23 protein-coding genes are annotated in these 26,235 nt (G+C 73.9%); 13 read left to right on the forward strand and 10 right to left on the reverse strand.

All coding sequences use genetic code 11. The features are described 5' to 3' along the window. Positions 1–147: 147 nt before the first annotated feature. The 3 genes from ACGFYY_RS06895 (at position 148) to ACGFYY_RS06905 (ending at position 4,114) form a co-directional block, all read left to right on the forward strand. Complete coding sequence (locus ACGFYY_RS06895; RefSeq protein ID WP_393707459.1) at positions 148–1,623, forward strand: hypothetical protein; 1,476 nt, start codon at positions 148–150, stop codon at positions 1,621–1,623. A gap of 140 nt (positions 1,624–1,763) precedes the next feature. Next, on the forward strand, positions 1,764–2,528 hold the full coding sequence (locus ACGFYY_RS06900) for a trypsin-like serine peptidase (RefSeq protein ID WP_393707460.1): 765 nt from the start codon (positions 1,764–1,766) through the stop codon (positions 2,526–2,528). A gap of 359 nt (positions 2,529–2,887) precedes the next feature. Beyond that, entirely contained in the window at positions 2,888–4,114 is a 1,227-nt protein-coding gene (locus ACGFYY_RS06905) for a cytochrome P450 (RefSeq protein ID WP_393707461.1), read from the forward strand. Positions 4,115–4,206: 92 nt separating this feature from the next. Here ACGFYY_RS06905 and ACGFYY_RS06910 read toward each other — a convergent pair whose 3' ends face one another. The 4 genes from ACGFYY_RS06910 to ACGFYY_RS06925 all read right to left on the reverse strand — a co-directional run bounded on the left by ACGFYY_RS06910 (position 4,207) and on the right by ACGFYY_RS06925 (position 8,273). Continuing rightward, positions 4,207–5,406: an acyltransferase family protein gene (locus ACGFYY_RS06910; RefSeq protein WP_393707462.1), complete on the reverse strand. Its 1,200-nt coding sequence runs from the start codon at positions 5,404–5,406 to the stop codon at positions 4,207–4,209. Positions 5,407–5,508: 102 nt separating this feature from the next. Continuing rightward, entirely contained in the window at positions 5,509–5,991 is a 483-nt protein-coding gene (locus ACGFYY_RS06915) for an NUDIX domain-containing protein (RefSeq protein ID WP_393707463.1), read from the reverse strand. A gap of 37 nt (positions 5,992–6,028) precedes the next feature. Continuing rightward, the gene (gene lnt / locus ACGFYY_RS06920) at positions 6,029–7,654 is read right to left on the reverse strand and encodes an apolipoprotein N-acyltransferase (protein ID WP_393707464.1); all 1,626 of its coding nucleotides are present in this window, start codon (positions 7,652–7,654) and stop codon (positions 6,029–6,031) included. A 103-nt stretch (positions 7,655–7,757) separates the two neighbouring features. Continuing rightward, positions 7,758–8,273 carry a hypothetical protein gene (locus ACGFYY_RS06925; protein WP_365276091.1) on the reverse strand — a complete coding sequence of 172 codons (516 nt, stop codon included), beginning with the start codon at positions 8,271–8,273 and terminating at the stop codon, positions 7,758–7,760. Between the two features lie 201 nt (positions 8,274–8,474). Here ACGFYY_RS06925 and ACGFYY_RS06930 point away from each other — a divergent pair, with 201 nt between their 5' ends. After that, positions 8,475–9,113 (forward strand): TetR/AcrR family transcriptional regulator, encoded by a 639-nt coding sequence (locus ACGFYY_RS06930; protein ID WP_393707465.1) that lies wholly within the window; start codon positions 8,475–8,477, stop codon positions 9,111–9,113. Then, on the forward strand, positions 9,113–10,036 hold the full coding sequence (locus tag ACGFYY_RS06935; RefSeq protein ID WP_393707632.1) for an ADP-ribosylglycohydrolase family protein: 924 nt from the start codon (positions 9,113–9,115) through the stop codon (positions 10,034–10,036). The genes ACGFYY_RS06930 and ACGFYY_RS06935 overlap by 1 nt, the downstream gene beginning before the upstream one ends. An 18-nt stretch (positions 10,037–10,054) precedes the next feature. On the opposite strand, the gene ACGFYY_RS06940 is transcribed toward ACGFYY_RS06935, so the two are convergent. After that, entirely contained in the window at positions 10,055–10,846 is a 792-nt protein-coding gene (locus tag ACGFYY_RS06940; protein WP_393707466.1) for a glutamate racemase, read from the reverse strand. 288 nt (positions 10,847–11,134) lie between these two features. Here ACGFYY_RS06940 and ACGFYY_RS06945 point away from each other — a divergent pair, with 288 nt between their 5' ends. The 5 genes from ACGFYY_RS06945 to ACGFYY_RS06965 all read left to right on the forward strand — a co-directional run bounded on the left by ACGFYY_RS06945 (position 11,135) and on the right by ACGFYY_RS06965 (position 17,431). Beyond that, a complete protein-coding gene (locus ACGFYY_RS06945; RefSeq protein ID WP_393707467.1) occupies positions 11,135–12,313 on the forward strand; it encodes a glycosyltransferase in 1,179 nt (392 codons plus the stop codon). A 246-nt stretch (positions 12,314–12,559) separates the two neighbouring features. After that, positions 12,560–13,069 carry a DUF6643 family protein gene (locus tag ACGFYY_RS06950; RefSeq protein ID WP_030713698.1) on the forward strand — a complete coding sequence of 170 codons (510 nt, stop codon included), beginning with the start codon at positions 12,560–12,562 and terminating at the stop codon, positions 13,067–13,069. A gap of 46 nt (positions 13,070–13,115) precedes the next feature. Beyond that, complete coding sequence (locus ACGFYY_RS06955; protein ID WP_393707468.1) at positions 13,116–13,940, forward strand: MOSC domain-containing protein; 825 nt, start codon at positions 13,116–13,118, stop codon at positions 13,938–13,940. 207 nt (positions 13,941–14,147) lie between these two features. Further along, positions 14,148–14,819, forward strand: coding sequence for a hypothetical protein (locus ACGFYY_RS06960; RefSeq protein WP_393707469.1), 672 nt, complete (start codon positions 14,148–14,150; stop codon positions 14,817–14,819). Positions 14,820–14,965: 146 nt separating this feature from the next. Then, a complete protein-coding gene (locus ACGFYY_RS06965) occupies positions 14,966–17,431 on the forward strand; it encodes a right-handed parallel beta-helix repeat-containing protein (RefSeq protein WP_393707470.1) in 2,466 nt (821 codons plus the stop codon). Here the strand turns inward: ACGFYY_RS06965 and ACGFYY_RS06970 are convergent. After that, positions 17,373–19,757 carry a hypothetical protein gene (locus tag ACGFYY_RS06970; RefSeq protein WP_393707633.1) on the reverse strand — a complete coding sequence of 795 codons (2,385 nt, stop codon included), beginning with the start codon at positions 19,755–19,757 and terminating at the stop codon, positions 17,373–17,375. The two genes, ACGFYY_RS06965 and ACGFYY_RS06970, sit on opposite strands and share 59 nt — an antisense overlap. Before the next feature lie 337 nt (positions 19,758–20,094). Here ACGFYY_RS06970 and ACGFYY_RS06975 point away from each other — a divergent pair, with 337 nt between their 5' ends. Then, positions 20,095–20,577 carry an SRPBCC family protein gene (locus ACGFYY_RS06975; protein WP_393707471.1) on the forward strand — a complete coding sequence of 161 codons (483 nt, stop codon included), beginning with the start codon at positions 20,095–20,097 and terminating at the stop codon, positions 20,575–20,577. Here the strand turns inward: ACGFYY_RS06975 and ACGFYY_RS06980 are convergent. Together ACGFYY_RS06980 and ACGFYY_RS06985 are read right to left on the reverse strand one after the other, a co-directional pair. Beyond that, positions 20,574–21,239 (reverse strand): hypothetical protein, encoded by a 666-nt coding sequence (locus ACGFYY_RS06980; protein WP_393707472.1) that lies wholly within the window; start codon positions 21,237–21,239, stop codon positions 20,574–20,576. The two genes, ACGFYY_RS06975 and ACGFYY_RS06980, sit on opposite strands and share 4 nt — an antisense overlap. Before the next feature lie 147 nt (positions 21,240–21,386). Continuing rightward, positions 21,387–22,541 (reverse strand): PLP-dependent cysteine synthase family protein, encoded by a 1,155-nt coding sequence (locus ACGFYY_RS06985; protein WP_393707473.1) that lies wholly within the window; start codon positions 22,539–22,541, stop codon positions 21,387–21,389. Between the two features lie 199 nt (positions 22,542–22,740). Between ACGFYY_RS06985 and ACGFYY_RS06990 the strand changes: the two genes are divergently transcribed. Next, complete coding sequence (locus ACGFYY_RS06990; RefSeq protein WP_393707474.1) at positions 22,741–23,289, forward strand: ATP-binding protein; 549 nt, start codon at positions 22,741–22,743, stop codon at positions 23,287–23,289. A gap of 170 nt (positions 23,290–23,459) precedes the next feature. Here the strand turns inward: ACGFYY_RS06990 and ACGFYY_RS06995 are convergent, their stop codons facing one another. Together ACGFYY_RS06995 and ACGFYY_RS07000 are read right to left on the reverse strand one after the other, a co-directional pair. Then, positions 23,460–24,728 (reverse strand): ROK family protein, encoded by a 1,269-nt coding sequence (locus tag ACGFYY_RS06995; RefSeq protein WP_365276656.1) that lies wholly within the window; start codon positions 24,726–24,728, stop codon positions 23,460–23,462. 43 nt (positions 24,729–24,771) lie between these two features. Then, on the reverse strand, positions 24,772–25,431 hold the full coding sequence (locus ACGFYY_RS07000) for an alpha-ketoglutarate-dependent dioxygenase AlkB family protein (RefSeq protein WP_393707475.1): 660 nt from the start codon (positions 25,429–25,431) through the stop codon (positions 24,772–24,774). Positions 25,432–25,470: 39 nt separating this feature from the next. Here ACGFYY_RS07000 and ACGFYY_RS07005 point away from each other — a divergent pair, with 39 nt between their 5' ends. Continuing rightward, positions 25,471–26,214 (forward strand): maleylpyruvate isomerase family mycothiol-dependent enzyme, encoded by a 744-nt coding sequence (locus ACGFYY_RS07005; protein ID WP_393707476.1) that lies wholly within the window; start codon positions 25,471–25,473, stop codon positions 26,212–26,214. The last annotated feature ends 21 nt before the right edge of the window (positions 26,215–26,235 follow it).

The following is a 26,235-nucleotide window of genomic DNA, read 5'->3' on the forward strand; positions in this document are numbered from 1 at the left end:
CTCGTTCGTGCTCCTGCGGCGAGGCTAGGGGCGGCGGGCCGGACGAACACGCTCCGTCATGCACAACACCCGGTCCGGAAACCGTCCGTGGCGTCCATAGACTGGTGCTTTCCGACGACGCCCCGCACCGAGGATCCGCGTACCTTCATGCCTTCCGACATATCTGCCATATCCGGATCCCGTTGTCGGCGCGTTCTGGTGTGGCTGGTCCCGCTGCTGTGGACCCTGGGACTCGGTCTGTGGGGGCTCTCCCGGCAGGACAGCGTGTGGCGGGACGAGGCGGCGACCTGGCAGGTGGCGGGGCGGTCGGCGGGTGAGATATGGGCGATGCTCGCGAACGTGGACGCCGTGCACGGGCTCTACTACCTGCTGATGCACTGCCTCTTCGAGGTCTTCGGGGCGAGCACGACGACCCTGCGGCTGCCCTCGGTCCTCGCCGTCGCGGCCGCCGCGGTGTGCGTGGCGCTGATCGGGCGGCGCCTGGCCGGCTTCTGGGCGGGGCTCGGCGGCGGAATGACCCTCGGACTGCTGCCGGCGGTCCAGTTCCACCTCCAGGAGGGCCGCCCGTACGCGCTGGTCGCGGCGGGGGTCGGGCTCTCCACGCTGCTGCTGGTCTCGCTCCTGGAGCGCGGGCCCGGGCGGCGGGCCTGGCCACGCTGGGCGGCGTACGGGGTCACCGTGCTGGTGTGCGCCCTGCTGAACTGGCTGTCCCTGCTGGTGCTGCCCGCGCACGCGGCGACCCTGGGGTGGGTGCGGGCCGGGCGGCGGACGTGGCTGCGCTGGGCGGCGTACGGCTCGGGCGCGGTGGCGGGGGCGCTGCCGTTGATCCTGTTCAGCCGCCGCCAGTCCGAGCAGGTGTCCTGGATACAGCCGCTGACCTGGACCACGCTGATCGGGCCGGGGATCCTCCTGGCGGTCGGCGGCCTGGCCGCGTGGGCGGGCCGGCCGGGGCGGGCGGACCGTACGGCGGTCCCGGTGGCGGCGGTGGGCCTGCCGTTGCTGGCGGTGCCGCTGCTCGGGCTGATCGGGCTGTCCCTGGTGCAGCCGCTGTTCCAGGACCGGTACGTGCTGTTCGGCATGGTGGGGCTGGCGCTGCTGATCGGCGCCGCCCTGGGGGCCGCCGTACGGGCCTGCGCACCGCGCCTGCCGAGGGCGGCGGGGCTGGTGGTGCCGGGCGTGGCCGGTGTCTCGGTCCTGGCGCTGCTGCCGGTGGAGCTGGGCAACCGGGCCCCGGCCAGCCGGATCGACGACGTGCTCGCGGTGGCCGGCGAAGTGGCCGGGCTGAAGCGGGACGGGGACGCGGTGCTGTTCGTGCCGGCCGCGCGGCGGGACACGGCGCTGGTCTCGCCCGGCGCCTTCGGAGGGCTGGCCGATGTGGCGCTGGCCGCGTCCCCGGCCGCCTCGGCCACGTTGAAGGGCGAGGAGGAGGAGCCCGCGCTGATCCGGGCGGCGCTGCTCGGGCAGCGGCGGGTGCTGCTGGTGACGGACGCGGAGCAGGTGGCGAAGGCGCCGTCGGCGGACCGGGACAAGGTCAAGGCGGAGGTCCTGCGGGAGCACTTCGCGGTGGTGGCCGACCGGCAGGTGCGGGGGCGTCGGGTGACGGTCTACGAGCGGCGTGGATAGCCGCCGATCGACTGCCGACATCCGACATAGCGGGGCCTGTCCGGGCATGACCCGGCCTTCACACGAGCTTCACAGGATTCACAGGGGATTCATACGGAACACCATCCTCCGGACATAGGTTCGGGGGGCAGGGTGGAAAAATGATCCACTCCACGCTCCCCCGAACGGCCCGGCGCACCCGTGCGCGGCGGGCGTCCCGGATCCTGCTCGCGCTGGCCGCGATGGGCGCGCTGCTCGGCGTGGACCTGCCCGACACCGGACCGCCGCTCGGCGTGACCGCACGGGCCCTGCCCGGCGGCACCACCGACCGGGTGGGCGCGCTCTTCGCGGGCGGACCGGACGGCGGACATCACTGCACCGCCTCCGTGGTGCACAGCGAGCGGGGCGATGTGATCGCCACGGCCGCGCACTGCCTGGAGAGCCCGGACACCACCCTCTTCGCGCCGGGCTACCGCGACGGCACGGCCCCGTACGGCTTCTGGAAGCTCACCGGCGCCTACCTCGCTGCGGGCTGGACGGACGGTCAGGACCCGGACGACGACGTCGCGTTCGCCACGGTGGCCCCGGTGGACGGCGAGGAGACCGAGGCCGTGGAGGACCGCGTGGGTGGGTTCGTGGTCGCCGCCGCGCAGCCGGCCGACGCCAAGGTGACGATCATCGGCTACCCGCGCAGCCTGGAGGCCCCGGTGCGTTGCGCGAACACCACCGACCTCTTCTCGGCGACCCAACGCCGGATCGGCTGCCCGGACCTCACCGGCGGTACCAGCGGCAGCCCTTGGCTGGTGGACGGCCGGCTGGCCGGGGTGCTCGGCGGCTACGAGGGCGGCGGGAGCGTCCCGGAGATCTCGTACAGCGCGGTACTGGGCGACCGGGCGGCGGAGCTGTACCGGCAAGCACGATCCTGAGGCGGTCGGACCTGGGACCGTCGGGCCCTGAGACCGTCGGGCCCTGGGACCGAAAGAACGGACGAACCTCCGGCTGTTGTGCCGTCCGGGGCGTCGCCGACGAACTCCCAGGAGCCCGTCGAACCCCATGGATCGCCCCATGTCACGTGCGGTCAGGGCCCGTTCGGGCACGGGTGCCGAAGCCCTGGCGACGGGGGTCGGCGTGGTGTTTCCTTGAAGGAGTTCAGCTGAACGGACACCACCGACCGGACCGCAATCCGCAGGCTCTCCAAGCGCGTCGGACCGGTGTCCGGCATACCGGGGCGAAGACGGAGCCGGCAGGGACGGCGCGCCGGAGGCCAAGCTGATGGGGGATCTCCATGACCGCCGCGCACAACGTCCCGGACATCCTGTCGCAGGAGTTCGCCGAGAACCCGTACCCGACGTACCGCGCCCTGCGCGACCGTCCGGAGCCCGTGTGGCACGAGGCGACCCAGAGCTACCTCGTCTCGCGCTACGAGGACGTGGCGCGGGTGTTCAAGGACAAGGAATCGCACTTCACCACGGACAACTACGCCTGGCAGGCGGAACCCGTCCACGGGAAGACCCTGCTCCAGATGAGCGGCCGCGAGCACGCCACCCGGCGTGCCCTGGTGGCTCCCGCCTTCCGCGGCAACGAGCTCCGGGAGAAGGTCGTACCGCTCATCGAGCGCAACGCCCGCGAGCTGATCGACGGCTTCCGCGGGACCGGGGCCGTGGACCTCGTCAGCGGCTTCGCCTCGCACTTCCCCATCACGGTCATCGCCGACATGTTCGGGCTGGACCGGTCGGGCCAACGGCACATCGGCGGCTGGTACCGGGCCTTCGTGGCCTTCACCGGCAACCTGTCCGGCGACCCCGAGTGCGCCGCGGCCGGAACCCGCGCCCAGGCCGAGTTCGCCGCGTACATGCTGCCGATCATCCGAGCACGGCGGGACGACCTCGGCGACGACCTGCTCTCCGCGCTGTGCACCGCCGAGGTCGACGGCGTGAGCATGAGCGACGAGGACATCAAGGCCTTCTGCAGCCTGCTCCTGACCGCGGGCGCCGAGACCACGGACAAGGCCGTCGCGGGCCTCTTCGCGAACCTCCTGGCCGATCCCGAACAGTTGGAGGCCGTCCGTCAGGACCGCGGGCTCATCGACCGGGCCTTCGCCGAGACGCTGCGCTACAGTCCGCCAGTTCACATGATCATGCGTCAGGCCGCCACCGACATCCCGATGGGCAAAGGCACCATCCCCGCCGGAGCCACCGTCACCTGCCTGATCGGAGCGGCCAATCGCGATCCGGAACGTTATGCCGACCCGGACCGGTTCGACATCCTCCGCGACGACCTGACGGCGACCACCGCCTTCTCGGCAGCGGCGGACCACCTGGCGTTCGCCCTGGGACGGCACTTCTGCGTGGGGGCGCTGCTGGCGAGGGCCGAGGTGGAGATCGCCACGAACCAGCTCCTCGACGCGATGCCGGACCTGCGACCGGCCGCCGGGTACGACCCGGCCCAGCAGGGTGTGTTCACTCGCGGACCGAAGTCCGTACGGGTCGAGTTCACGCCGACCGCGGGCTGAGACGACCGTCGGCGGCACACCACCACCGCTGCCACACCGCTGGGCGGACACCCACCCATCAGCCGAATCAACAACGCTGCGGGTCAATACACCTAGCGGCCGGCCGGGACGCGTTCCGCCTCCGGGGCGGAGGGCTGTGCGGGGAGCAGTTCGATCGAGGGGGTGCGGGAGGCGTCCGCCCGGATGTCCCGCATCCCGCGGCGCAGTCCGTCGCGCAGCCTTCGGCCGAGCGGGCGTTCCACGAGCCGGTGGATGAGCCAGGCGAGCGCCAGCATCGTGGCGGTCACCCCGATGACCAGCGGTACGGGAGCCACGTCGTGCCGGAAGTGATGGATGAAGGTCAGTCCGGCCATCATGTGGATCAGGTAGAGCGGGTAGGTGAGCGCTCCGGCGTGCGGGAGCCAGCGCCACCGGACGCCGTCGAGGGCGCCGAGCGCGATGGCCGCCATCAGGGCGAAGCCGAGCGCGATGACCAGATGGGCGGGCCAGGCCGGCGTCCGCTCGGTGGCCGCCCGGCCCAGGCTGGAGATCATGCGGGCGTGCACGTAGTGCTGCGCGAGCAGGAACTGGACGCCTACGACGGCCCACAGCACGGCGTTCGGCCGGAAGCGGCGCATCAGGTAGAAGCCGATGCCGGCGATGAAGTAGGGGGACGAGGACGAGGACGCGAAGAAGGACAGCACGCCGCTGTCCGCACCGGGAGCCACGACGCCGGCCAGGGTCCAGGCCGCGCAGAACAGGACGCAGTTGCGGTAGGTCACGCCGCGCATGACCACGATCGCGAACAGGACGTAGAACTTCAGCTCGACGAAGAGCGTCCAGTACGCGTCGTCGATGTTCGGGACCCCGACGCCGCCCTGGAGCATCGAGAGGTTCACCATGACATCGCTGAACCCACTGGCCTCCCTGACCTCGGGCCAGGCGAACAGCACGAGGGTGGTGAAGGCCACGGCCGCCCAGTAGGCGGGGAAGAGCCGGGAGATCCGGGACACCGCGAAGTCGCCCACGGTGCGACCCCAGGCGCTCATGCAAATGACGAACCCGCTGACGAGGAAAAATATCTCCACGCCGAGCCAGCCGTAGACGGCGAACCGGTGAGCGTGCGGGAAGATCTCCGCGGGCGGCTTCCCCCAGGCGCTTTCGAGGGCGAAGTAGTGGTAGAAGAGCACGCCGAGCGCGGCGAGGACCCGTACCCCGTCGAGGACCGCCAGACGCCCGCCGGGAATCGCTCCGGCCGACGCGCGACCACGGCCGCCCGTCTCGGACACACCGGCTGCACTGCGCGAGGTCATCCCTCGACCGCCCCCTTGAATGTACGACTGTCTGATTTACCGCTCCGGATCAGCGGAACCCTACAGCTCACGTACGCGCGGCTCACATCGCCGGTCCGGGAATCAGGTGAGAACGGTGGGGGCCTCGAACCAGGTCGGCTCCTCGCGCAGGGCCCGGTGGATCCGGTCCAGGCCGAAGGGATCCAGCGGAGGCAGCGCGTCCACCTCGAACCAGGCCACTTCGAGGGATTCGTGATCGTTGGCACGCGCCTCGCCGCCCGTCGCCCGGCAGCGGAAGGTGATGTCCTGGAACTGACAGACGTCCCCGTTGGGGTACGTCATGGGCTCCGTCATCTGGACGAGGACCACGCGCTCGACGACGCAGCGCACCGCCGTCTCCTCGTACACCTCGCGCACGGCGGTCTCGGCGGGCTGCTCCCCCGGTTCGGCGATTCCGCCGACCACCGCCCAGTGCCCGGTGTCGGAGCGCCGGCCGAGCAGCACCCGGCCGAGGTCGTCGAAGACGATGGCCGTGACTCCGGGCAGCAGGAGCAGCTGATGCCCGGCGCTGGCGCGGATCCGGCGGATGAAATCGGGTGTGGTCATGCCCCGACCCTACGAGGCCGCCGGCCGGAAGCCGACGTCAGGCGGCGCGGCGCGAGCGGATCCGGCGGTTCAGGATCCACCCGAGGCCGCCCGCGGCCAGCAGGAGCAGCGCGTACTCCGGGAGCGGGCCGACGACCGTGGCCGGGGTGCGCCCGGAGCGCAGCGGGATCTCGGCGACCAGCGCGTCCGCGGTGAACATCTTCGTCTGCGAGACGATCTTCCCGTCGGGGCGGATGACGGCGCTGACCCCGCTGGTGACGGGAACGAGGACGGTCCGGCTGTGCTCGACGGCGCGGATCCGGTCCATGGCGAGCTGCTGGTAGGTCATCTGGGTCCGGCCGAAGGTGGCGTTGTTGCTCGGTACGGCGATCACCTGGGCGCCGGCCCGGACGGTGGAACGGACGGCGTCGTCGAAGGCCGCCTCGAAACAGGTGACCATGCCGACGCCGCTGCCTGCCATGTCGAAGACGCCGGGGTCCTTGCCGGGGCCGAAGTCGCGGCGCACCCGGTCCACGTCGGAGCTGAAGAGGCGGACGACGGAGCGCATCGGGATGCGCTCGCCGAAGGGCTGGATCTTGCGCTTGTCGTAGGTCACGGTGGGGCCCTCGACCGGGTCCCACAGGATCATCGTGTTGCGCAGCGGGCCCGTCTCCGGGGCCACCACGGCACCGATGGCGACGGGCACACCGATGGCCTTGACGGCCCGGTCGATGACGTCGTGGGCGTCGGGCTCGGCGTACGGGTCGAGGTCGGAGGAGTTCTCCGGCCAGACGACGAAGTCGGGCTTCGCGGCCCGCCCGGCCCTGACGTCCTCGGCGAGCTGGACGGTGCGCTTCGCGTGGTTGTCGAGGACGGCCCGTCGCTGGGAGTTGAAGTCGAGCCCGAGGCGGGGAACGTTGCCCTGGATGACGGCGACCACGGCGGTGCCGTCCTCGGCCGCGTCGGAGACCAGCGGGCGGGCGGCGAGGCCCACGCCGATCGGGGCGACGACGGTGAGCGCGGTCAGCGCGGCCGTGGTGCGGCCGGGGTGGCGGCGGGCGATGCGCAGGGCCTCGTAGAGGCCGAATCCACAGAGGGCGACGCCGAAGGAGAGCAGGGGCGTACCGCCGAGGGCGACGAGCGGGGTGAAGACGCCGTCCGCCTGTCCGAAGGCGAGCTTGCCCCAGGGGAAGCCGCCGAAGGGGGCCCGGGCCCGCAGGGCCTCGCCCGCGACCCAGACGGCGGCGGCGAACAACGGCCAGGCCGGGAGCCTGCTGACCAGGGCGATACCGAGGCCGGTGAGGCCGATGAGGAGGGCTTCGAGGGTGCTCAGCGCGAGCCAGGGCACCGGGCCGACCTCCTCACCGGTCCAGACGAGGAGCGGCAGCAGGAAGCCGAGGCCGGCCAGGAGCCCGAGGCCGAAGCCGGCCCGGGCGCGGCGGCCGTGCAGACAGCCGGCGAGCAGGGCGAGGGCGAAGGGGGCCAGCCACCACAGCGGGCGGGGCGGGAAGCTGAGGTAGAGCAGCACGCCGGAGAGGGTGGCGAGCAGGGCGCGCAGCAGCCACAGCCCCTTCCGGTGCGCGGCGGACCGGGCGGTCGCGGGGGGCGCGGCCGTCTCGGCCGGGTGCCCGTCGGCGGACTGCGAGGGCTCGTTCCCGGTCGCGCGGGTGACACTGCTGCTCATCTGGCGGAGTGTACGTCCCCGCGCCTCGCGGGCCGGTAAGCGCCCGGCCGCGCTCCACGGGACACCCCTCTACCGGGCCTACCCTCCCCCTGGTCCACCCGGTCTACCGGGCCAGGGCGCGCAGGTGTGTGCGGATGACGCGGACGGCGTTCTCGGCGTCGTCGACGGTGACGGTGAACCGCTTGCCGTCGTCGAGGAGGAGGGCCACTCCCTCGCCGCGCCGGACGATGATCGCGGTGCCCTTCTCGGGGCGCCAGCGGTGGCCCCAGCCGCCCCATTGCTGCGGGGTGATGCTGGGGACGAACTCGGCGGAGGTGACCTCCGTGAGCCGGATCCTGCGGCGGGGCACCCCTACGTGGCCGCAGCGCACCTCCATCGCCTCGGCGTCGACGGTGACGGCGACGTGCACGAAGGCGAGGGTGCCGTAGAGGATCAGCAGCCCTACGGCGAGGCAGCCGATCACGGACATGAGCAGCGGGATGACGCCGGCGGTCCAGGCGTAGTCGACGGCGAGTTCGATGCCCAGCGCGAGACAGGCCGCACCGATGGCGGCGAGCAGCCACTGCACACGGTTGGAGGCGCGGCCCGCCCAGAGCGGACCCGGAGGGTGACCCGTCATGAGTAGCAGCGTACTCACGTTCCGCTTGCCCGCCACCGTCCCTCGCCCACTCGGTGCAGCGCGGCCCCCGCGCCGCGGACGAGCGCGTCGCGCAGGGCGGGGTGGCGGCCGGTCATGAAGCGGTGCAGGTTCCGGGAGGCGAAGGCGACCCGCTGGGCGCTACTACATCTGTGGTACCACGGTTGTGGTTAGTCTGGCAACGTGAATCAGGACCGGAGGAACCGGCTGCGGGACGCGGCCATCGCCGTACTGGCGCGGGAAGGCGGGCGCGGGCTGACGCACCGGGCCGTCGACGCGGCCGCCGCCGTGCCGACGGGCACCGCCAAGAACTACTTCCCGACCCGCGACGCCCTGCTGCGGGCGGCGGCCGAACGCTGCGCGGAGCGGTACCACGCACTGGCCGAGGCTCTGGCGGATCCCGGACCCGAGCACGGGGCAGGACCCGGGGTGGTGGCGGAGCCGGGGCCCGGAGCGGGGCCCGCCGACGCGGCACTGCTCGCGGCACTGCTCGCGGCACTGCTGCGCGACACGGCCGGGTCGGGCCGCACCCGGGTACTGGCATATCTGGAGCTCCAGGCCGAGGCGGCGCGCCGACCCTGGCTGGCCGAGCTGCTGGACCCGGTCGCGGCGGCGGACTTCGCGGCGCACGCGCACCTGCTGCGCGCGGCCGGACTACCGGCCGGGCCGGCGCGGGTCCGCGCCCTGACGCTCGCCCTGCACGGCGCCATCCCCCACCTGTTGACCGGCGCCCCGGCCACCCTGGCGGCGGCCGGCCTGGACGACCTGGACCGTTTCACGCGCGAACTGCTGGCGGTCGTGTGCGAGGAGGAGACCCGGTGATCACCCGATCGGATCGGGCGGTGGGTGCCGTCGTCGGTTCGGCCGCCGGCGACGCGCTGGGGGCGCCCTACGAGTTCGGGGCGGCGGGGGAACTGACCGCGCGCGGCGCGGAGATGGCCGGGGGCGGCGGCTGGGACCCCGGTGAGGCCACGGACGACACGCAGATGGCCGTGCTCGTCGCGGAATCCCTGCTGGAGTGCGGCGGTCTCGAACTCCCGGACATCTTCGACCGGTTCCGGCGCTGGGCGGCCGGGCAGCCCAAGGACATCGGACTGCAGACCGAGGACGTGCTGACCAACGGCGAGTCCTGGGAGCTGGCCGCGGCCCTGCACTTCCAGATCAACGCGCGGGCCGCGGGCAACGGTTCCCTGATGCGCGCCTCCACCTCGGCGGTCTACTTCGCCCCCGCCGGGCGGGAGGGGACCATGGAGGCGGCCCGGCGGATCGCGGCGCTGACGCACGGCGACCGGGCCGCCTGGGAGGGGACCGCGATCCTGCACGAGCTCGTCCGCGTCGCCCTCGATGGGGCCGATCCGATCGCCGCCCTGCCCGCGACGCTCGCCGCGGTGCACCCGAACCACCGCGAGCGGTACGGCCGGGTGCTCGCCCCCGACTGGCATCCGGAGCTCGCCACCGAGTTCAACGGTGCGGTGTGGCCCTGCCTGGGCTCGGCCGTGTGGGCGCTGCGGACCACCTCCACCTTCGCGGGAGCCGTACGGGCCGCCGTGGACCTCGGCGGGGACACGGACACGGTGGCCGCGGTGACGGGGACCCTGGCCGGGGCCCGGTACGGCCCGGCGGCGATCCCGGAGCACTGGACGGCGACGTTGCACGTGCCGCTGCCCGGCTTCGGGGACCGGGTCCTGGACGCGGCGGACCTGCGCACCCTGGCTCAGCGGCTCGCGGCGGCCGGATCCCGCTGAAGGGGAGGTCGAGCCCGGTCAGCCGACGGGCGCACCGTGGCCGGCGAGCAGTCGACCTTCGGCGTACGCGAGCGCGGCGGCGGGCAGGGCGCCCTCGCGCCCGCTGCGCAGCACGACCAGCCCGCCCGTGCGCGGCAGGCCGGGCTCGGGGCGCAGGCCCACGCGGCGCAGCGCCTGGACCGCGACGGGCTCGGCGGAACCGTGGAAGACCAGCTCCGCGCCCTGGGTCCGCGCGGCGAGCGCGGCCCGGATGGATCCCTCGACCAACTCGTAGTGCGTGCAGCCCAGCACCACATCGGTGACATCGGCCGGGGTCAGCGCGGCGGCCGCGGCGACGGCGGCCGTCACGGCGGCGTCGTCGGCCTGCTCCACGGCATCGGCGAGTCCGGGGCAGGGCACCTCGGTGACGCGGGCCCCGGTGGCGAAGTCGCGGATGAGCCCACGCTGGTAGGCGCTGCCGGTGGTGGCCGGAGTGGCCCAGATCGCCACTCGACCGCCGGCGACGGCGGCGGGCTTGATCGCCGGCACGGTCCCGATGACCGGGATGGTCGGCTCCAGCTCGGCCCGCACCGCGTCCAGGGCGTGCACGGTGGCGGTGTTGCAGGCGACGATCAGCGCGTCCGGACGGTGCGCGGCGGCGGCCCGGGCGACGGCCAGTGCCCGCTCGGTGAGGTCGGCGGGGGTCCGCGGGCCCCACGGCATCCCGTCCGGGTCGGAGGACACGACCAGGTCGGCATCCGGCCGCAGCCGCCACACCGCCGCGGCCGCCGCGAGGAGGCCGATTCCGGAGTCCATGAGTGCGATCTTCACCCGGCCACCTTAATCGACCCCCCGCGCCGACGAGGCCCTCCCACGGCAACACCCGTGAGCGACCGAGCCCCGCCCAGGACCCCCGGCACCAGCACGGCAGAGCCCTCGCGCCCCCGGGCCGGGAACCCACCGCACCCGACCCGGAACGCCGTCGCTCGGGGGCCTCGCCCTCCGGGCGAACACACCAGGACACCCCCCACCGGCTCGGGAGACCACCGCCGGAAGGCCGCCGCACCCGGGGCCGTCGGGATGCGCGACACACCCGCCGGGGCGCGGGACACTGCCGCCATGGGCCTCCTCACCGCCGCCTGCGCGGCCTACGCCTCCCTCGCCGCCTGGCTCTGGCTCACCCTCGCCCAGGGCATGTTCTGGCGGACCGACGTCCGCCTCCCGCCGCGTACGGCCCCCGTCCACTGGCCGTCCGTCACGATCGTCGTGCCGGCCCGGGACGAGGCAGAGGTGCTGCCGTGGACCCTGCCCTCGCTGATCGCCCAGGACTATCCCGGCGAGGCCGAGGTGATCCTCGTCGACGACGGCAGCACCGACGGCACGGGCGAGCTCGCGCGACGGCTCGCCCGGGAGCACCCCGGGCTTCCGCTCACCGTCGTCTCCCCCGGCGACCCCGCGCCCGGCTGGACCGGCAAGCTGTGGGCCCTCCGGCACGGCATCGCGATCGCCCGCACCGCGCACGCGGCCGAGCCCGACTTCCTCCTCCTCACCGACGCCGACATCGCACACGAACCCGACAGTCTGCGCGAATTGGTCGCCGCCGCGACCTCCGCCGACCTCGACCTCGTCTCCCAGATGGCCCGCCTGCGGGTGGTCGGCGTGTGGGAGCGGCTCGTCGTACCGGCCTTCGTGTACTTCTTCGCCCAGCTCTACCCCTTCCGCCGGATCAATCGGCCCTCCGCCCGGACGGCGGCGGCCGCCGGCGGCTGCGTCCTGCTGCGCACCACGTCCGCCGTACGGGCCGGGATCCCCGACCGCATCCGCCAGGCGGTCATCGACGACGTCTCGCTCGCCCGCGCGGTGCAGCGGTCCGGCGGTCGGATCTGGCTGGGGCTCGCGGAGCGGGTGGACAGCGTGCGCCCGTACCCCGCGCTCGCGGACCTGTGGCGGATGGTCTCGCGCAGCGCCTACGCGCAACTGCGCCACCAGCCCCTGCTGCTGGCCGGGACGGTGGCCGGGCTGGTCCTCGTCTACCTCGTGCCCCCGGTCGCCCTGCTGACCGGGCTCGCGTTCGGGCATCCGACCGTCGCCTGGGCGGGCGGCCTGGCGTGGCTGCTGATGGCCGGCACCTACCTGCCGGTGCTCCGGTACTACCGCCGGTCGCCGGCGCTGGCTCCGCTGCTTCCGTTCACGGCGCTGCTGTACCTCCTGATGACCGTCGATTCGGCCGTGCAGCACTACCGGGGGCGCGGGGCGTCCTGGAAGGGCCGTACCTATGCCCGGCCCAGTGACGCCTGAAACCGTGAACTGCCGCACGAAACGGAGTCATCCGAGGTCATGGCGTTGTGACGCTGCGTCAGCACGAAGTCGGCGCAACACCCGCCCGGCTAGCACGAGTACGAACAAGATGGGGCGGAAGTGGCGAATCGTGCACGTGAACGTCAAGTGAAAGGTGAGGCCCTGACCTGCGAATATGCAGGTCAGGACGGGGTTGACGACACCTCGCTATGGACCCGGTGAAGTCGTGGGCTTAACTTAGGTCCCATGACCTCCCCCCGCTCCACTTATGGCGGCGGTTACTACTCCGCGCCCTCCTTCCCGGACACCCCCATCTACGACTCCCTCGTCGCCGAACGCGGCACCCCGCAGATCGCCCCGATCCGCGTCCCGGCCGCCTACGAGTCCCCGAGCGCCGGATACTCGAGCGGCGGGTATCTGCCGGCTCTCGCGTCGTCGATGCCCGCGCTGCCGCCGGCCCAGCCCCAGCAGCAACAGACCTCGGGGTACGGATACCCGTACCAGCAGCAGTCGGCCCCGCAACCGATGCCGCTGCAGCAGGCTCCGGCCCCGTACATCCCGCAGCAGCAGCCGATGGCGGCCCGCGGGGGATACATGCCGCAGCCCCAGCCTCAGCAGCCCCGCCCGGTCGCCATGGCCACCGGGTACGAGGCGATGCGGCCGGCCGCGCCGCGTCCGATGCAGGTGCCCGCACCGGTACCGGCCGCTTCGTACGAGGACCCGTACGGCCGCCCCTACCAGGGGCGCGGCTACTGACGGGGCGCCGCGACGCGGGTGACGCGGGGGCCGGCAGGATGCCCCTATGTCGAACATGCACGTGCAGGCGCTCCACATCCATCCCGTCAAATCGGTAGCGGGGGCCGCTCCCGACGAGGTGGCCGTGGAGCCCTGGGGTCTGTCCGGGGACCGACGTTGGGCGCTGATCGATCCCGAGGGCACGGTCATCACCCAACGCCGTCATCCGCGCCTGGCCCTGGCCGCGGCCCGTCCCGCGGGTGGCGGTCGGATCGTCGTGACGGCGCCGGGCATGGCGGAGCTGTTCGTGGAGGTGCCCGAGCCGGGTCCGCTGGAGCCGGCGATGCTGTTCGGGAAGAAGGTCGAGACCGTCACCGCGGCGACCACCGCGGCCGACTGGTTCAGCACGTACCTCGGGGAGCCGGTACGGCTGGTGCACATGGATGATCCGGCGGTACGCCGTCCCGTGGATCCGGACTACGCCCTGCCGGGCGAGACCGTGAGCCTGGCCGACGGCTATCCGCTGCTCATCACCACGCTCGCCTCGCTGGACGCGCTCAACGCGCTGATCGCTCAGGGGGACCACCCTGTGGAGGGTCCGCTGCCCATGAACCGTTTCCGCCCCAATGTGGTGGTTTCGGGGGCCGAGGCATGGGCGGAGGACCACTGGCTGCGTATCGCGATCGGCGACGCCGTCTTCCGCGGGGTGCGCGAATGCGGCCGGTGCGTCGTCACCACCACGGACCAGGAGACGGCGGAGCGGGGCAAGGAACCGCTGAAGACCCTGGCCAGGCATCGGCGGATCGGCAAGTCGTTGGCCTTCGGGCGGATGCTGGTGCCGGTGCGCGTCGGTACGGTGCGTGTCGGCGACGAGGTACGTGTCCTCCTCTGACGCGTGCGGCACGTGCCGGCGACAGAGGGGACGGGGGTGACGAAAGGGACGGGAGGGTGGTCGCGGACCGGCGACCGGCCGACCGGATTGACACCTTCGAGGGGCTCGGCGCCCGGGCTGGAACCAACTGGCACGACCAGGCCGTTGGAGCAGTCAGGACAGAGGCGCAGACAGGCGGAGACGGGCACAGGTTGGGGGAGCCGGACCGTGCGAACAGCAATGGGTGTGTGGCGTTGGCGGCGCAATCCGCTGCGCCGGCCGACCGATCTTTTCGAGGCGTGGGTGGCGTTCGCCGCGCTGGTGTGTGTCCTGGTGGTGGCTCCGGCCATCGGCTGGGTCGCGGGCCTGCGGGTGGACGGAACCCTTCAGCAAGCCGCGCACGAGCAGCGGCAGGAGCGTCATCTCGTCCCGGCGGTGGTCCTGCGACCCGCCTCGGAGTCGGCGACGTCTGCCGACACGGACGCGGACGCAAGCGCGTCCGTGGGCGTGAGCGCGAGTGCGAGTGCGAGTGCGAGTGCCGACACGTCGGCACCGCGGACATCCCCGCATCGGACGCAGATCGTGGCCTCGTGGACCGCGCCGGACGGCAGCAGCCACCAGGGCACGGTGCCGGCCGCGGAGGAACCGCCGCGTCCCGGCGAGCGGTTCCGGATCTGGACCGACGCCCGCGGCAGGCTGGTGGGGCAACCGCTGGACCCGTCCGCGGCCATGTTCCACGCGGGGATGGCAGGGCTGGCCGCCGCCATCTGCGTGGCCACTCTGGTGGAGACGGTCCGGCGGCTGGTCGTACGGCGGCTCATGCATCGGCGGTACATACGTCTGGACCGGGCCTGGGCGGCGGCGGGGCCGGACTGGGGTCGAGCGGGCGCGGGCAGCTGACCTGGCAGCTCATCGGCTCCGCGCGCGCTACGGTGGAGCGGCCGGACGGGTCACTCCAGTGACTCCGGTGGCCGCGGTGACTTCGGACTTCAGTGGCATCGGTCGTATCGGCAGCGCGAGCACGAGGGTGGGGGCACGACAGCACCATGGTTCAGGGCACGGTCCAGGTGACACACGGCGGGACCTCGCGGTGGCGGCGCCGCTCCGGTGAGTATCCGACGCTGACCGCCGCGCTCGCCGTCGCGGGTGACGGGGACGTGCTGACCATCGCCCCCGGCACCTACCGCGAGAACCTGGTACTGGACCATGCCGTCACCCTGCGCGGACCGGAGGGCGGTGCGGGGTCGGTGCGGATCGCCCCGGTCGACGGGGTCGCGCTGACCGTGCGCGCCTCGGCCGTCGTCCAGGACCTGTACCTGGAGGGCCAGGACCGGGCGGCGCCCGCGCTGCTGGTGGAGGACGGCTGCCCCGAGCTCACCGATCTGCGGGTGAGCACCCACTCCGCCGCCGGCATCGAGGTCCGCGGCTCGGGAGCCCGGCCGCTGGTGCGGCGCTGCACGGTGGAGAATCCGGCCGGTGTCGGCATCGCCGTACTGGACGGCGGCGGCGGGGTGTTCGAGGAGTGCGAGGTCGTGGCCGCCGGGCAGAACGGCATCTCGGTGCGCGGCGGCGGCCGGCCCCGACTGGAGCGCTGCCGCGTCCATCACGCCACGGGCGCCGGCATCGGAATCACCGGCGAGGGCTCGGGGCTGGAGGCACTGGGCTGCGAGGTGTACGAGGTCAAGGGCGCCGGGGTGCAGATCGCCGCGCGCGCCACGGCCCGGCTCACGGACTGCTCGGTGCACCGCACCTCGGCCGACGGGGTCACCCTCGACACCGACGCGGTGCTCACCCTGACCGGCTGCGACATCCACGACATTCCGGAGAACGCGGTCGATCTGCGGTCCCGTTCGGTCCTCACCCTCAGCCGCACCACCGTGCGCCGGTTCGGCCGCAACGGCCTGTCCGTGTGGGACCCGGGCACCCGGGTGGACGCCGAGTCCTGCGAGATCCACGACAGCACGGGCGACTATCCCGCGGTGTGGATCAGTGACGGGGCCACGGTCTCCCTCGACTCCTGCCGGGTGCACGACGTGCCGGACGCGCTGTTCGTGCTCGATCGCGGATCGCGGGTCGACGTCGTCGACAGCGATCTGTCCCAGGTCCGCAACACGGCCGTCTCCGTGAGCGACGGTGCCACCGCGCAGCTCGACGACTGCCGGATCCGGGAGGCGGCGACCGGGGCCTGGTTTCGCGATCACGGCAGTGGCGGCACGCTCGCCGGCTGCACGATCGACGCCGTGCAGACCGGCGTGATCGTCACCAAGGGCGCCGACCCCACCCTGGAGCGGTGCACGGTCACCTCCCCCGCCGAGGCCGGCTTCTACGTGTCGGCGGGCGGCCGGGGCACCTTCACGGCCTGCCGGGTGACGGGCAGTTCCGGTTTCGGCTTCCATGTCATGGACGGCTGCCGCACCACGCTGGCGCGCTGCCACACCGAGCGCTGCGCCCGCGGGGGTTACGAGTTCGCGGAGGACGGGCCGACCGTCGAAGGGTGCACCGGCGACGAGTCCGCCGCGCGTCTCGCCGACCGGGCCACCCCTGGTGGTGCGCCCACCGAGGCGCGGGCGGGCCTTCGTACGACCACCGCGACGCAGGGCCCCGTGGCGCGGCCGGCGGCGACGCCCCCGCCCACCGTGCCGCGACCCGCGGACGGGGCGCAGGAGGCTCCGACCGCCACCGCGCCGGCTTCCGGCGAGATGCTGGGCCGGCTCGACGCGCTGGTGGGCCTGGACAGCGTCAAGCGCGAGGTGCGGGCGCTCACCGACATGATCGAGGTGGGCCGGCGGCGGCAACAGGCGGGCCTGAAGGCCGCCTCGGTGCGCCGGCACCTGGTCTTCACCGGCTCCCCCGGCACCGGCAAGACCACGGTCGCCCGGCTGTACGGGGAGATCCTGGCCTCGCTCGGGGTGCTGGAGCGCGGGCACCTGGTCGAGGTGTCCCGGGTGGACCTGGTCGGCGAGCACATCGGCTCCACGGCGATCCGTACGCAGGAGGCGTTCGAGCGGGCGCGCGGCGGGGTGCTGTTCATCGACGAGGCGTACGCGCTGGCGCCGGAGGACTCCGGCCGGGACTTCGGGCGCGAGGCGATCGACACGCTGGTGAAGCTGATGGAGGACCACCGGGACGCGGTGGTCGTGATCGTCGCCGGGTACACGGCGGAGATGGAGCGTTTCCTGACGGTGAATCCGGGAGTGGCCTCACGCTTCTCCCGGACCATCACCTTCGGCGACTACGGCCCCGAGGAACTGCTGCGGATCGTGGAGCAGCAGGCGGAGGAGCACGAGTACCGGCTCGGGGAGGGGACGTCGCGGGCATTGCTGACGTACTTCGCGGAGCTACCCAAGGGCCCGGCCTTCGGTAACGGCCGCACGGCCCGCCAGACCTTCGAGTCGATGGTCGAGCGGCACGCGGGCCGCGTGGCCCAACTCGCGGAGCCCACTACGGACGACCTCACCCTGCTGTTCCCGGCGGATCTACCGGCGCTGCCGGCCCTGCCCGCTCCTTGCTGACCGGGAGCCGCTGACCCGGTAGATCGGCCTGCGCGGCGGCTTCCAGGCGGCCGAGCAGGGCGTCACGTTCGGCGGCGAAGGCCGGATCGGCCTGGTAGTCGCCGTGGCACAGGATCGGGGCGGGCAGCGGATGACGGGCGCTGCGCCCGTAGGCGAGCGGGTCGGCGAGCGGGCCGCGGTCCACGTCCGGGTCCGCGCCGGGCAGCGCCGGTCCGCCGATGGGGTCGGTCGCCCGCCAGAGGTTGCGCCAGCAGTCGACCTCGCGGTGCAGGGCGGTGAGCGGCCCGGGGCCGAAGTAGGCGGGGAACCAGCGGCCGTAGAGGCGGGCGAGCGGGGATCCGTAGGTGAGCAGGGCGACGCGGCGGCGGGCGGGCGGCGGCAGTTGCCAGACGGCGGCCGCGGCGAGCACGCTGCCTTGGGAGTGGCCGGAGATGACCAGGCGGCCGCCGGTGCGCCCGGTCCAGCCGGCCATCCGCCAGGTCAGGTCGGGGACGGCACGCTCGGCGTAGCAGGGCGGTGCGAAGGGGTGGGCGGCGCGCGGCCAGAAGGTGCCGACGTCCCACAGGATCCCTATGGTCCGGCGGGCGGCGGGGTCCCGGTAGGCGCGGCGGCCCCAGGCGACGAAGGCGGCGATGCCCAGGCCGATGAGCCAGGACCCGGTGTCCTGGGCGGCGCGGGCGGCGGCCTCCAGCACCGGCAGCGTCCCACGGGCCGCCTCGCCCGGAACCTTCCCGCTGAACCAGGCCCCGGCCAGGGCGCCCGCACCGAGTACCAGGGTGATCCCGGAGACGGCCGCCACGAACCAGGGCGCCGAGTCGGTGAGCGCGGCCGCGGTCCGCGCCCCGGCGATCCGGCGGCTGCGGGCCAGGTCCGGGGTCTCCCCCGGGTACTCGGCGGCCACGCCGGCGGCGAGCCGACCCCGTGCCCGGGCTCCGCGCACCGCGAACCGGACCGCGAGCAGGGCCAGTACGAGGAGCAGCGGGGGCAGCACGGCGGCCTGCCAGGACAGCAGCACGGGCGGCCCGGGCAGCGCGGCGCCGGGCATGCCGGGCTCGGCTCCTCCGTCCAGCCAGTCGGCGACGCGCTGGGCGACCCCGCCGGACATCACCCCGCCGAGCGCGCAGCCGAGCATGGCGACGGCGGGCCCGCCGAGGCCGTACAGGGCGGTCGCCGGGTCGGGCGCCCTGCGGTAGAGGTGGCGGGCGACGGCGGCCAGCGCGAGCACGCAGAGCCCCTGACCGAGCATCAGCACGCCGAAGGTCAGGTCCCCGGGGAGCCGTCCGGTGGCGGTCCAGTCGGGCCGCGACCAGCAGGCGTGCACGAGGACGGCGGCGAGCAGGGCGAGGGCGGCGCCGGGCAGCAGGGTGACGGCGGCCCGGTCGAGCCGGTGGTCGGGCCGGGCCTCGGTGCGGCCGCGCCGGCAGACGACCGAGGCCACGGCGACGGCCCCGACGGCGAGCAGGACCTGCGTGAGCGTGCCGAGGGCCGCGAGCACGGGGGCCCCGGAGCGGCGGTCGTGGCGGGCGGTCGGCACGGAGACGGCCACCGCCACGGTGAGCAGCCCGGCGGCGGTGTGCGCGGCGCGCAGCCGGGCCACGAGCCGGCGGCCGTACCAGAACCCGGGGCGCCCGAGCGCGGGCACGGGGTCCGACGCGGTGTCCGGGTCGGCGGCGCCGGCGGGCGGGGGCTGGGACTCGTAGGCGCTCCAGGTGCGGTTCGACAGGTACCAGAGCAGCCCGGTCAACGCGGCGGGGACCAGGGCCCCGAGGGCGAGGCGCCGCCCGGGCTGGGCCCACCAGCCACCGCCGGGCGCGAGGAAGCCGAGCCAGGAGCGGAACCGGGAGCCGGCGCAGGTACCGGAGCCCGCGCACTGCCAGGCGAGGAGGTCGAGCGCGACCTCGCAGGCGGCGGCGATCAGCAGCACGGTGAGGCTGAGGGCGAGGATCCGTACGAGGACCCCGTACGTGCGCACGGCGCGCGGCGCGGGGTCGGTGGCGGGCGTGGCCGGCCGGGCCCAGTGGGCGAGGTTGGCCACCATGAAGGGCAGGAGCAGCAGCCACAGGGCGCGGGCGCCGTTGCCGGAGGTGAGCCGGGACCAGCAGTAGGCCTCGGGGACGGGTCGCCCGGCGTACCGCTCGGGGTGGGCCTCGGCGTCGGCGTCCTCGGTACGGCGGAAGACGGCGGCGGTGGAGTCGCCGGTGACCCGGACGGTGCGCGGGTCCCCGAGCAGCTCGCCAGGGGCGGCTCCGGCGACTCCGTGGACGAGGAGTTCGAGGGCGAGGGGGGTACCTGACGTCGTGTCGGGCGCGGGCGGGGTGTCGGGCACGGGTGCGGGTGCGGGTGCGGCGCCGGGCCGGGTGTCCGGCCGGGCGTGGGGTGGGGCGTCCGGTGGGGAGGTGTCGGGCTGGGGGCGGTCTGGCACAACGGCCTCCGCTCGCGGGGCGGGATCGGCGCGACTCCAGCATCCCGCGCGCGGGGGCGGCTGCCCAGGTCCCACGCGGAGATCGACACAGATCGGACGGAGTCGGACGAGGTCGGGCGACGTCGGGCGAGCTCGGACCGGATCACTCAGGATCGGTCGAGATCGCTACGGACTTCTCACGGGTGCGGGGCTATGGTGGCGCGCACGCCCGTTCAGCACCTCACCCCAGGGGGTACCGCCCATGGCTCGCCGACTCCGCCCGGTGGGGCTCGACTTCATCGAGGACGCGCCCGTACGGCTGGTCTTCGACACCTACGCCGTGGCACCGCCGGAGGCCGTGTACCAGGCGCTCGCCGAGGAAGTGGAGGGCTGGGCGTACTGGTTCGGGGCGGTGACGTCGGCCCGTCCGACGCACGGGGGCGCGGGCCGCGAGGTCAGGCTGAGGGGTGGGGTGCGCTTCCAGGAGACCGTCATGGCCGCCGATCCCGAGCGGCGTTACGCCTACCGGGTCGACACCACCAACGCCCCCGGGATGCGCGCCCTGTTGGAGGAGTGGCGGCTGACCCCGGCCGGTACCGGCACGCATGTCCGCTGGACCTTCGCGGCGGACGGGCCGACCCCGTTCCGCCTGGGCCTGACCGCCGCCCGCCCGGGCCTGGGCCACTCCTTCCGCACGGCGGTCCGCAGCCTGGACCGGCGACTCGGCGCCCGCCGCACGCCTTAGGGCGTCGTGCCGGACACGCGGTACACCTCGGCGAGTTCTCCGTAGCCGCCCGCACTCCAGACGGCCCTGCGGAACTCCCGCAGGGTCATCCCCCGCCCGTCGGCGCCATGGACCACCGCGCAGCGTGCGCAGTACCAACCCCGGGACCAGACCTCCTCGGCGGCGTCCCGGCCGGCCGCGATCCGCGCCCGGAACGCCCGCCGGGTCCGTACGGACGGGACGATCAGCAGGATCGCCCCCAGCAGGGCGGACGGCGAGAGCCAGGCCAGGAACAGCAGCTCGGCCCCTGGCGCGTCGGCGAACCAGTGCCCGCCCAGCGCACCGCCGATGAAGGTACCGATCGCCACCAAAACCGACAGCACGCCCAGGGCGGTCCGACCCGCGGTCTCCGGGGCCGGTGGGGCCGCCGCCAGCGCGTCGGCCAACCGTGGGACGACCTGGCGGACAGCGGTGCGCCGGTCGCCGTCTCCGGTCTCCTCATGGAACCGGCGCTCCCCGCCGAGACAGACGGCCGGAACGGCACGGACCTCGTCGGAGCGCCGGCAGCTCGGGCACTCCAGGGAGGAGGGCCGACTCTCCTCCCCGGGCCGGACACCCGGACCGGCCACCTGGTCCTGTCCGCGCGCTTCCCGCTCCGGTCCGCTGTACTCGATGCCCGCCATGTTCCCCCCGACCGCCCGTGATCCGAACGCGCCGAGCGTAGCCAGGCAATCTCCCTGCCGACAGGGAGATTTCGTCATGACATCGTCACGGCGGCGCACTCCCAGGACCGCACCCGGGCGGGCGCGCGACCGGCGACCCCTGGACCGTCAAGCGGTGGGCTCGCTCCAGACCCCGGTCGTCAGCAGCGTGTCGATGGTCTTCGCGTACGGGGCGATGTCGAGCCGCTGCGCCGCCAGCCACTCGTCGGAGTAGTACTTGTCCAGGTAGCGGTCGCCCGGGTCGCACAGCAGGGTGACGACGCTGCCCGTGCGGCCCTCCGCCACCATCTCCGAGACGATCTTCAGGGCGCTCCACAGACCGGTGCCGGTCGAGCCGCCCGCCTTGCGCCCTATGGCCGTCTCCAGCGCCCGGCAGGCGGCGACGCTCGCCGCGTCCGGGACCTTCATCATCCGGTCGATGGCCCCCGGCACGAAGCTCGGCTCCATCCGCGGCCGGCCGATGCCCTCGATGCGGGAGCCGCAGTCGCTGCTCGCGTCCGGGTCGTTGTTCGTCCAGCCGTCGAAGAAGCAGGAGTTCTCCGGGTCCGGAACGCAGATGCGGGTGTCGTGCTGCATGTAGTGCACGTAGCGCGCGATGGTCGCCGAGGTGCCGCCGGTGCCGGCGGTCGCCACGATCCAGGCGGGCTCGGGGTACCGCTCCAGGCGCAGCTGCTGGTACATCGATTCGGCGATGTTGTTGTTGCCGCGCCAGTCGGTGGCCCGCTCCGCGTACGTGAACTGGTCCATGTAGTGCCCGCCCGTCCGTGCGGCGAGCTCCGCGGACTCCTCGTACATCTTCATCGGGTCGTCCACGAAGTGGCATGCGCCGCCATGGAATTCGATGAGGCGGCACTTCTCGGGGCTGGTCGTGCGCGGCATGACGGCGATGAAGGGGACACCGATCAGCTTGGCGAAGTACGCCTCGGAGACGGCCGTGGAGCCGGAGGAGGCCTCGATGACGGGGCGGCCGGGGCGGATCCACCCGTTGCAGAGCGCGTACAGGAACAGCGAGCGGGCGAGGCGGTGCTTGAGGGAGCCGGTCGGGTGCGTGGACTCGTCCTTGAGGTAGAGGTCGATGCCCCAGGCCTCGGGGAGCGGGAAGCGCAGCAGGTGGGTGTCGGCGGAGCGGTTGGCATCGGCCTGGACCTTGCGGACGGCCTCCTTCAGCCAGGCCCGGTAGTCGGCGTCGCTGCGATCGACATCGACGGTCGTGGCAGTCGTGCCGGTGTTACCGGATGCTCTGGTGGTGCCGGTGGTGCTCATGTGCCGCGCTCCTTCGTGGGTGAACCTCGCCCCCCTTCTTTGCAATGTACCCCTCCCACCTGCGCAAACGTTCACTTTGGGTTTCCATGCGGATCCCTTTCGATCGCGTTCGGTTGCACTGCGCGGCACCGTGGGTGACCCTGGTGGAGCATTACCGAGGGTGCAGCACCCGTAACACTCATGTCGGGGAGTCGCAGCCGTGATCAGTCATTCCCGCAGGCACTGCGTCGTCGAACTGCAGGCCTTGCCGTCGCGGATCGGCCAAATCCGCAGAATCGTTTCTGCACAACTGCGCCACTGGGAGCTGGATCCGCTCATAGACCGGGCCGCGCTCGGTGTGACGGAACTGCTCAGCAACGTCCACCGCCACGCGCAGCCGGACAAGACCTGCACCGTGGAGATCGAACTCCGGCTCGGGCGTCTTACGGTCTCGGTCATCGACAGCGATCCGCGGCTGCCGGTCGTCCACGAGACGCGGGCGGAGGCGCTGGAGACCTGCGGACGCGGGCTCGCCCTGGTGGCAGCGCTCAGTGAGGCCTGGGGGACGCGCGAGCGGCCCGACGGCCCCGGCAAGGCGGTGTGGTTCTCGCTCACCGCGGCCCCGGCCCCGGCGGCCCTGGTACGGCCGGTCCCGATCAGGGCCACGCCCGTACGAGAACCCGCGCGCGCGGTGCTCCTCGCCGTCGATCCGGGGGCCGTCGCGACAGGCCTGCCGGTGGCCTCGCCGGTCGGCGCCCGCCCCGGGTGACCGCCCGGCCGACCCGCCCGGCCGACCCGCCCGGCCGACCCGCCCGGCCGGGACCGTCCGGGCCTGGTGGACGGCCCGAGCCCGGGATGGACGGCCCGAGCCCGGGGGACGGCCCGAGCCCCCGGCAAGATCCGGCGGGCGCGAGCCCGCACCGATCGGCAGGACACCCGCTAGGACAGCGCTCCGAGCGGGTCGTCGAGCACCGGCTGCCACGCCAGCTCGGCCGCGCCGACCAGGCTGTTGTGGTCCAGGGTGCACGGCAGGATCGGTACCCCGCCGCTGCGTCCCCACAGGCTGCGGTCCGCGACCACCGCGCGCAGCCGCTCCGGGTCGGCGTGCAACAGCTCCCGGTGCAGTCCGCCCAGGATGATCCGGTCCGGGTTGAGGATGTTCACCAGGCCCGCGAGGCCGAGGCCGAGCCGGTCGATCAGCTCCTCCGTGGCCGCCCGTACCGCCGGTTCCGCGGGCTCGTCGCGCAACAGGTCACGGGCCTGCTGGAGCAGCGACACCTCGGGGCCGGGGCTGCGGCCCGCCGCCGTGAGGAAGGCCAGCGGGTCCGCCTCCACGTCCAGGCAGCCGCGGCTGCCGCAGTGGCAGGCCCGCCCCTCGGGGTTCACGGTGAGGTGGCCGACCTCCAGGGCCAGGCCCGAACTCCCGCTGTGCAGGCGGCCGTCCAGTACGAGCGCCCCACCGACCCCGCGGTGCCCGGTGGCCACGCACAGCAGGTGCTGGGCGCTGCGCCCCGCGCCGTGCCGATGCTCGGCCAGGGCCGCGAGGTTGACGTCGTTGCCGGTCAGGGCCGGGCCGTCGATCCCGGCCGCCTTCACGCGTTCGGCGAAGATGGCCCGTACCGGAGAGCCGGCCGGCCACGCCAGGTGCAGCGGGTTCAGGGCCGTACCGTCCGGTTCCGCGACCGCCGAGGGGACCGCGAGTCCCGCGCCGACGCAGCGACGGCCGCTCTGCGCGAGCAGCTCCGCGCCCGCCTCCACGACCGCGCCGAGCACCTGCGCCGGATCGGCGGAGACGGTGACCTTCCCCGGGGCGGTGGCCACGATGCGGCCGCCGAGGCCGACCAGGGCGGCGCGGAAGCCGTCGGAGTGCACCTGGGCGGCCAGCGCCACCGGACCGTCCTCGGCCACCGAGAGCCGGTGCGAGGGGCGGCCCTGGGCTCCGCCGGTCCCGCCGGCGCCGCCCGGGCGGGAATCGACCCGGATCAGCCCGAGGGCCTCCAGCTCGGCGGCGACCGCTCCGGCCGTGGCGCGGGTGACCCCGAGCTCGGCCGTCAGCACGGCGCGGGTCGGGGCGCGGCCGGTGTGGACGAGCTCCAGCGCCGGCCCGAGCGCGCCGCGACCCCGTTCCAGCCTGGTCCGCGCCGCCGTACCGGACGCGGACGGCGTGGTCACATCCCCCACCCGCGGCGGGGCCCCGTTGCCGTTCATGGCATCGATCCTCGCATGATCGGAGGACGCCGGGTGCCGCCGCTCAGCCCAGCCCGCCGACCCGGAGTGTGATGTTCAGCCGCCCGGTCAGTCCCAGCTCCCGCGGGCCCGTCCCCGGCAGGACCTTCGGTACCCCGTGATAGGCGAGTCGGCTCGCCCCGCCGAAGACGAAGAGGTCCCCGCTGCGCAGCTCGACGTCGTGGTACGGGCGTCCGCGCGAGGCGGTGTTCCCGAAGCGGAAGACGCAGGTGTCGCCGAGGCTGAGCGAGACCACGGGCGCCGTGGACCGCTCCTCGGCGTCACGGTGCATGCCCATGCGGGAGTCGCCCGCGTAGAAGTTGATCAGCGCGATGTCGTAGGCCGCCCCGGGCCCGGAATCGGGCGGGTCCCCGTACGCGGCGGTCACCGCCTCCCGCCCCAGCTCGGCGAGCCACGGCGGCATCGGCTTGACCGGCGCCCCGTCGCCGTCGACGGCGGTGCGCGCGTAGCCGTACGGGTACCAGTGCAGGCCGAGGCACACCTGGCGGGCGGTCATCACCCCACCGCCCGGGGTGCGCACGGTGCGCAGTCCGGCGGGCGGCCGGGCCCACGCGCGGCAGGCCGCCAGCAACTCGACCTGGCGCCCCGCCCCGAGCCAGTCCGGCACGTGCACCGCGCCGGGGGCGATCACGGTCCGCTCGCGCGGGAAGAGTTCCCCGTTCATGCTCCCCATTGTCGCGGGCGGGCTGATAGGACTCACGGTATGGAGATCACCGAACATGTGAAGACCCTCGCGCGCGAAGGTGAGCTGCTCGCCGAGGTGGCCGAACGCGCCGGTACGGACGCCGCGGTCCCCACCTGTCCGGGGTGGCGCGTCACCGACCTGCTGCGGCACACCGGCTCGGTGCACCGCTGGGCGACCGCGTACGTCGCGGAGCGGCGGCTGGAGCCGGTGGGCTTCCCGGACGCTCCGGAGCTGGTCGGCGGCGAACTGCTGTCCTGGTTCCGGGAGGGCCACGCGGAGCTGGTGCGGACGCTGGGCGAGGCGCCGACCGATGTGCAGTGCTGGACCTTCCTGCCGACGGCCCCGCCCTCGCCGGTGGCGTTCTGGGCCCGGCGGCAGGCGCACGAGACCGCCGTGCACCGGATGGACGCGGAGGCCGCGCTCGGGGTGCTGTTCTCGGCGCCGGCGCCGGAGTTCGCGGAGGACGGGGTGGACGAGCTGCTGACCGGCTTCCACGCCCGGCCCCGCAGCCGGGTGCGGACGGCCGAGCCCAAGGTGGTGCGGGTGCGGGCCGCCGACACGGGCGCGGCATGGACCGTACACCTGTCGGCGGCGCCGGCCCGTACGGTGCGGGGCGACACGGGCGAGGCGGCCGACTGCGAACTGATCGGCGAGGCGGCCTGGCTGTACGAGGCACTGTGGAACCGCGTCCCGCTGGCGGGTCCGGGGGTGAGCGGCGACCTGGCGCTGGCCCGGCTGTGGACGGACACGGCGGGAATCTGATGCTCGGACGGTGGGCGTGGC

This window comes from Streptomyces sp. NPDC048331 (genome assembly GCF_043201215.1).
GTDB lineage: Bacteria > Actinomycetota > Actinomycetes > Streptomycetales > Streptomycetaceae > Streptomyces.

What these genes read in the sequence shown, in the direction of transcription:
- ACGFYY_RS06980 (WP_393707472.1), bottom strand. Translation starts at nt 21,239, where the DNA reads ATGGCGGGCATCGAGTACAGCGGACCGGAGCGGGAAGCGCGCGGACAG.
- ACGFYY_RS06995 (WP_365276656.1), bottom strand. Translation starts at nt 24,728, where the DNA reads ATGAACGGCAACGGGGCCCCGCCGCGGGTGGGGGATGTGACCACGCCG.
- ACGFYY_RS06955 (WP_393707468.1), top strand. Translation starts at nt 13,116, where the DNA reads ATGTCGAACATGCACGTGCAGGCGCTCCACATCCATCCCGTCAAATCG.
- ACGFYY_RS06910 (WP_393707462.1), bottom strand. Translation starts at nt 5,406, where the DNA reads ATGACCTCGCGCAGTGCAGCCGGTGTGTCCGAGACGGGCGGCCGTGGT.
- lnt (WP_393707464.1), bottom strand. Translation starts at nt 7,654, where the DNA reads ATGAGCAGCAGTGTCACCCGCGCGACCGGGAACGAGCCCTCGCAGTCC.
- ACGFYY_RS06975 (WP_393707471.1), top strand. Translation starts at nt 20,095, where the DNA reads ATGGCTCGCCGACTCCGCCCGGTGGGGCTCGACTTCATCGAGGACGCG.
- ACGFYY_RS06915 (WP_393707463.1), bottom strand. Translation starts at nt 5,991, where the DNA reads ATGACCACACCCGATTTCATCCGCCGGATCCGCGCCAGCGCCGGGCAT.
- ACGFYY_RS06905 (WP_393707461.1), top strand. Translation starts at nt 2,888, where the DNA reads ATGACCGCCGCGCACAACGTCCCGGACATCCTGTCGCAGGAGTTCGCC.
- ACGFYY_RS07000 (WP_393707475.1), bottom strand. Translation starts at nt 25,431, where the DNA reads ATGAACGGGGAACTCTTCCCGCGCGAGCGGACCGTGATCGCCCCCGGC.
- ACGFYY_RS06965 (WP_393707470.1), top strand. Translation starts at nt 14,966, where the DNA reads ATGGTTCAGGGCACGGTCCAGGTGACACACGGCGGGACCTCGCGGTGG.
- ACGFYY_RS06895 (WP_393707459.1), top strand. Translation starts at nt 148, where the DNA reads ATGCCTTCCGACATATCTGCCATATCCGGATCCCGTTGTCGGCGCGTT.
- ACGFYY_RS06925 (WP_365276091.1), bottom strand. Translation starts at nt 8,273, where the DNA reads ATGACGGGTCACCCTCCGGGTCCGCTCTGGGCGGGCCGCGCCTCCAAC.
- ACGFYY_RS07005 (WP_393707476.1), top strand. Translation starts at nt 25,471, where the DNA reads ATGGAGATCACCGAACATGTGAAGACCCTCGCGCGCGAAGGTGAGCTG.
- ACGFYY_RS06985 (WP_393707473.1), bottom strand. Translation starts at nt 22,541, where the DNA reads ATGAGCACCACCGGCACCACCAGAGCATCCGGTAACACCGGCACGACT.
- ACGFYY_RS06900 (WP_393707460.1), top strand. Translation starts at nt 1,764, where the DNA reads ATGATCCACTCCACGCTCCCCCGAACGGCCCGGCGCACCCGTGCGCGG.
- ACGFYY_RS06945 (WP_393707467.1), top strand. Translation starts at nt 11,135, where the DNA reads ATGGGCCTCCTCACCGCCGCCTGCGCGGCCTACGCCTCCCTCGCCGCC.
- ACGFYY_RS06950 (WP_030713698.1), top strand. Translation starts at nt 12,560, where the DNA reads ATGACCTCCCCCCGCTCCACTTATGGCGGCGGTTACTACTCCGCGCCC.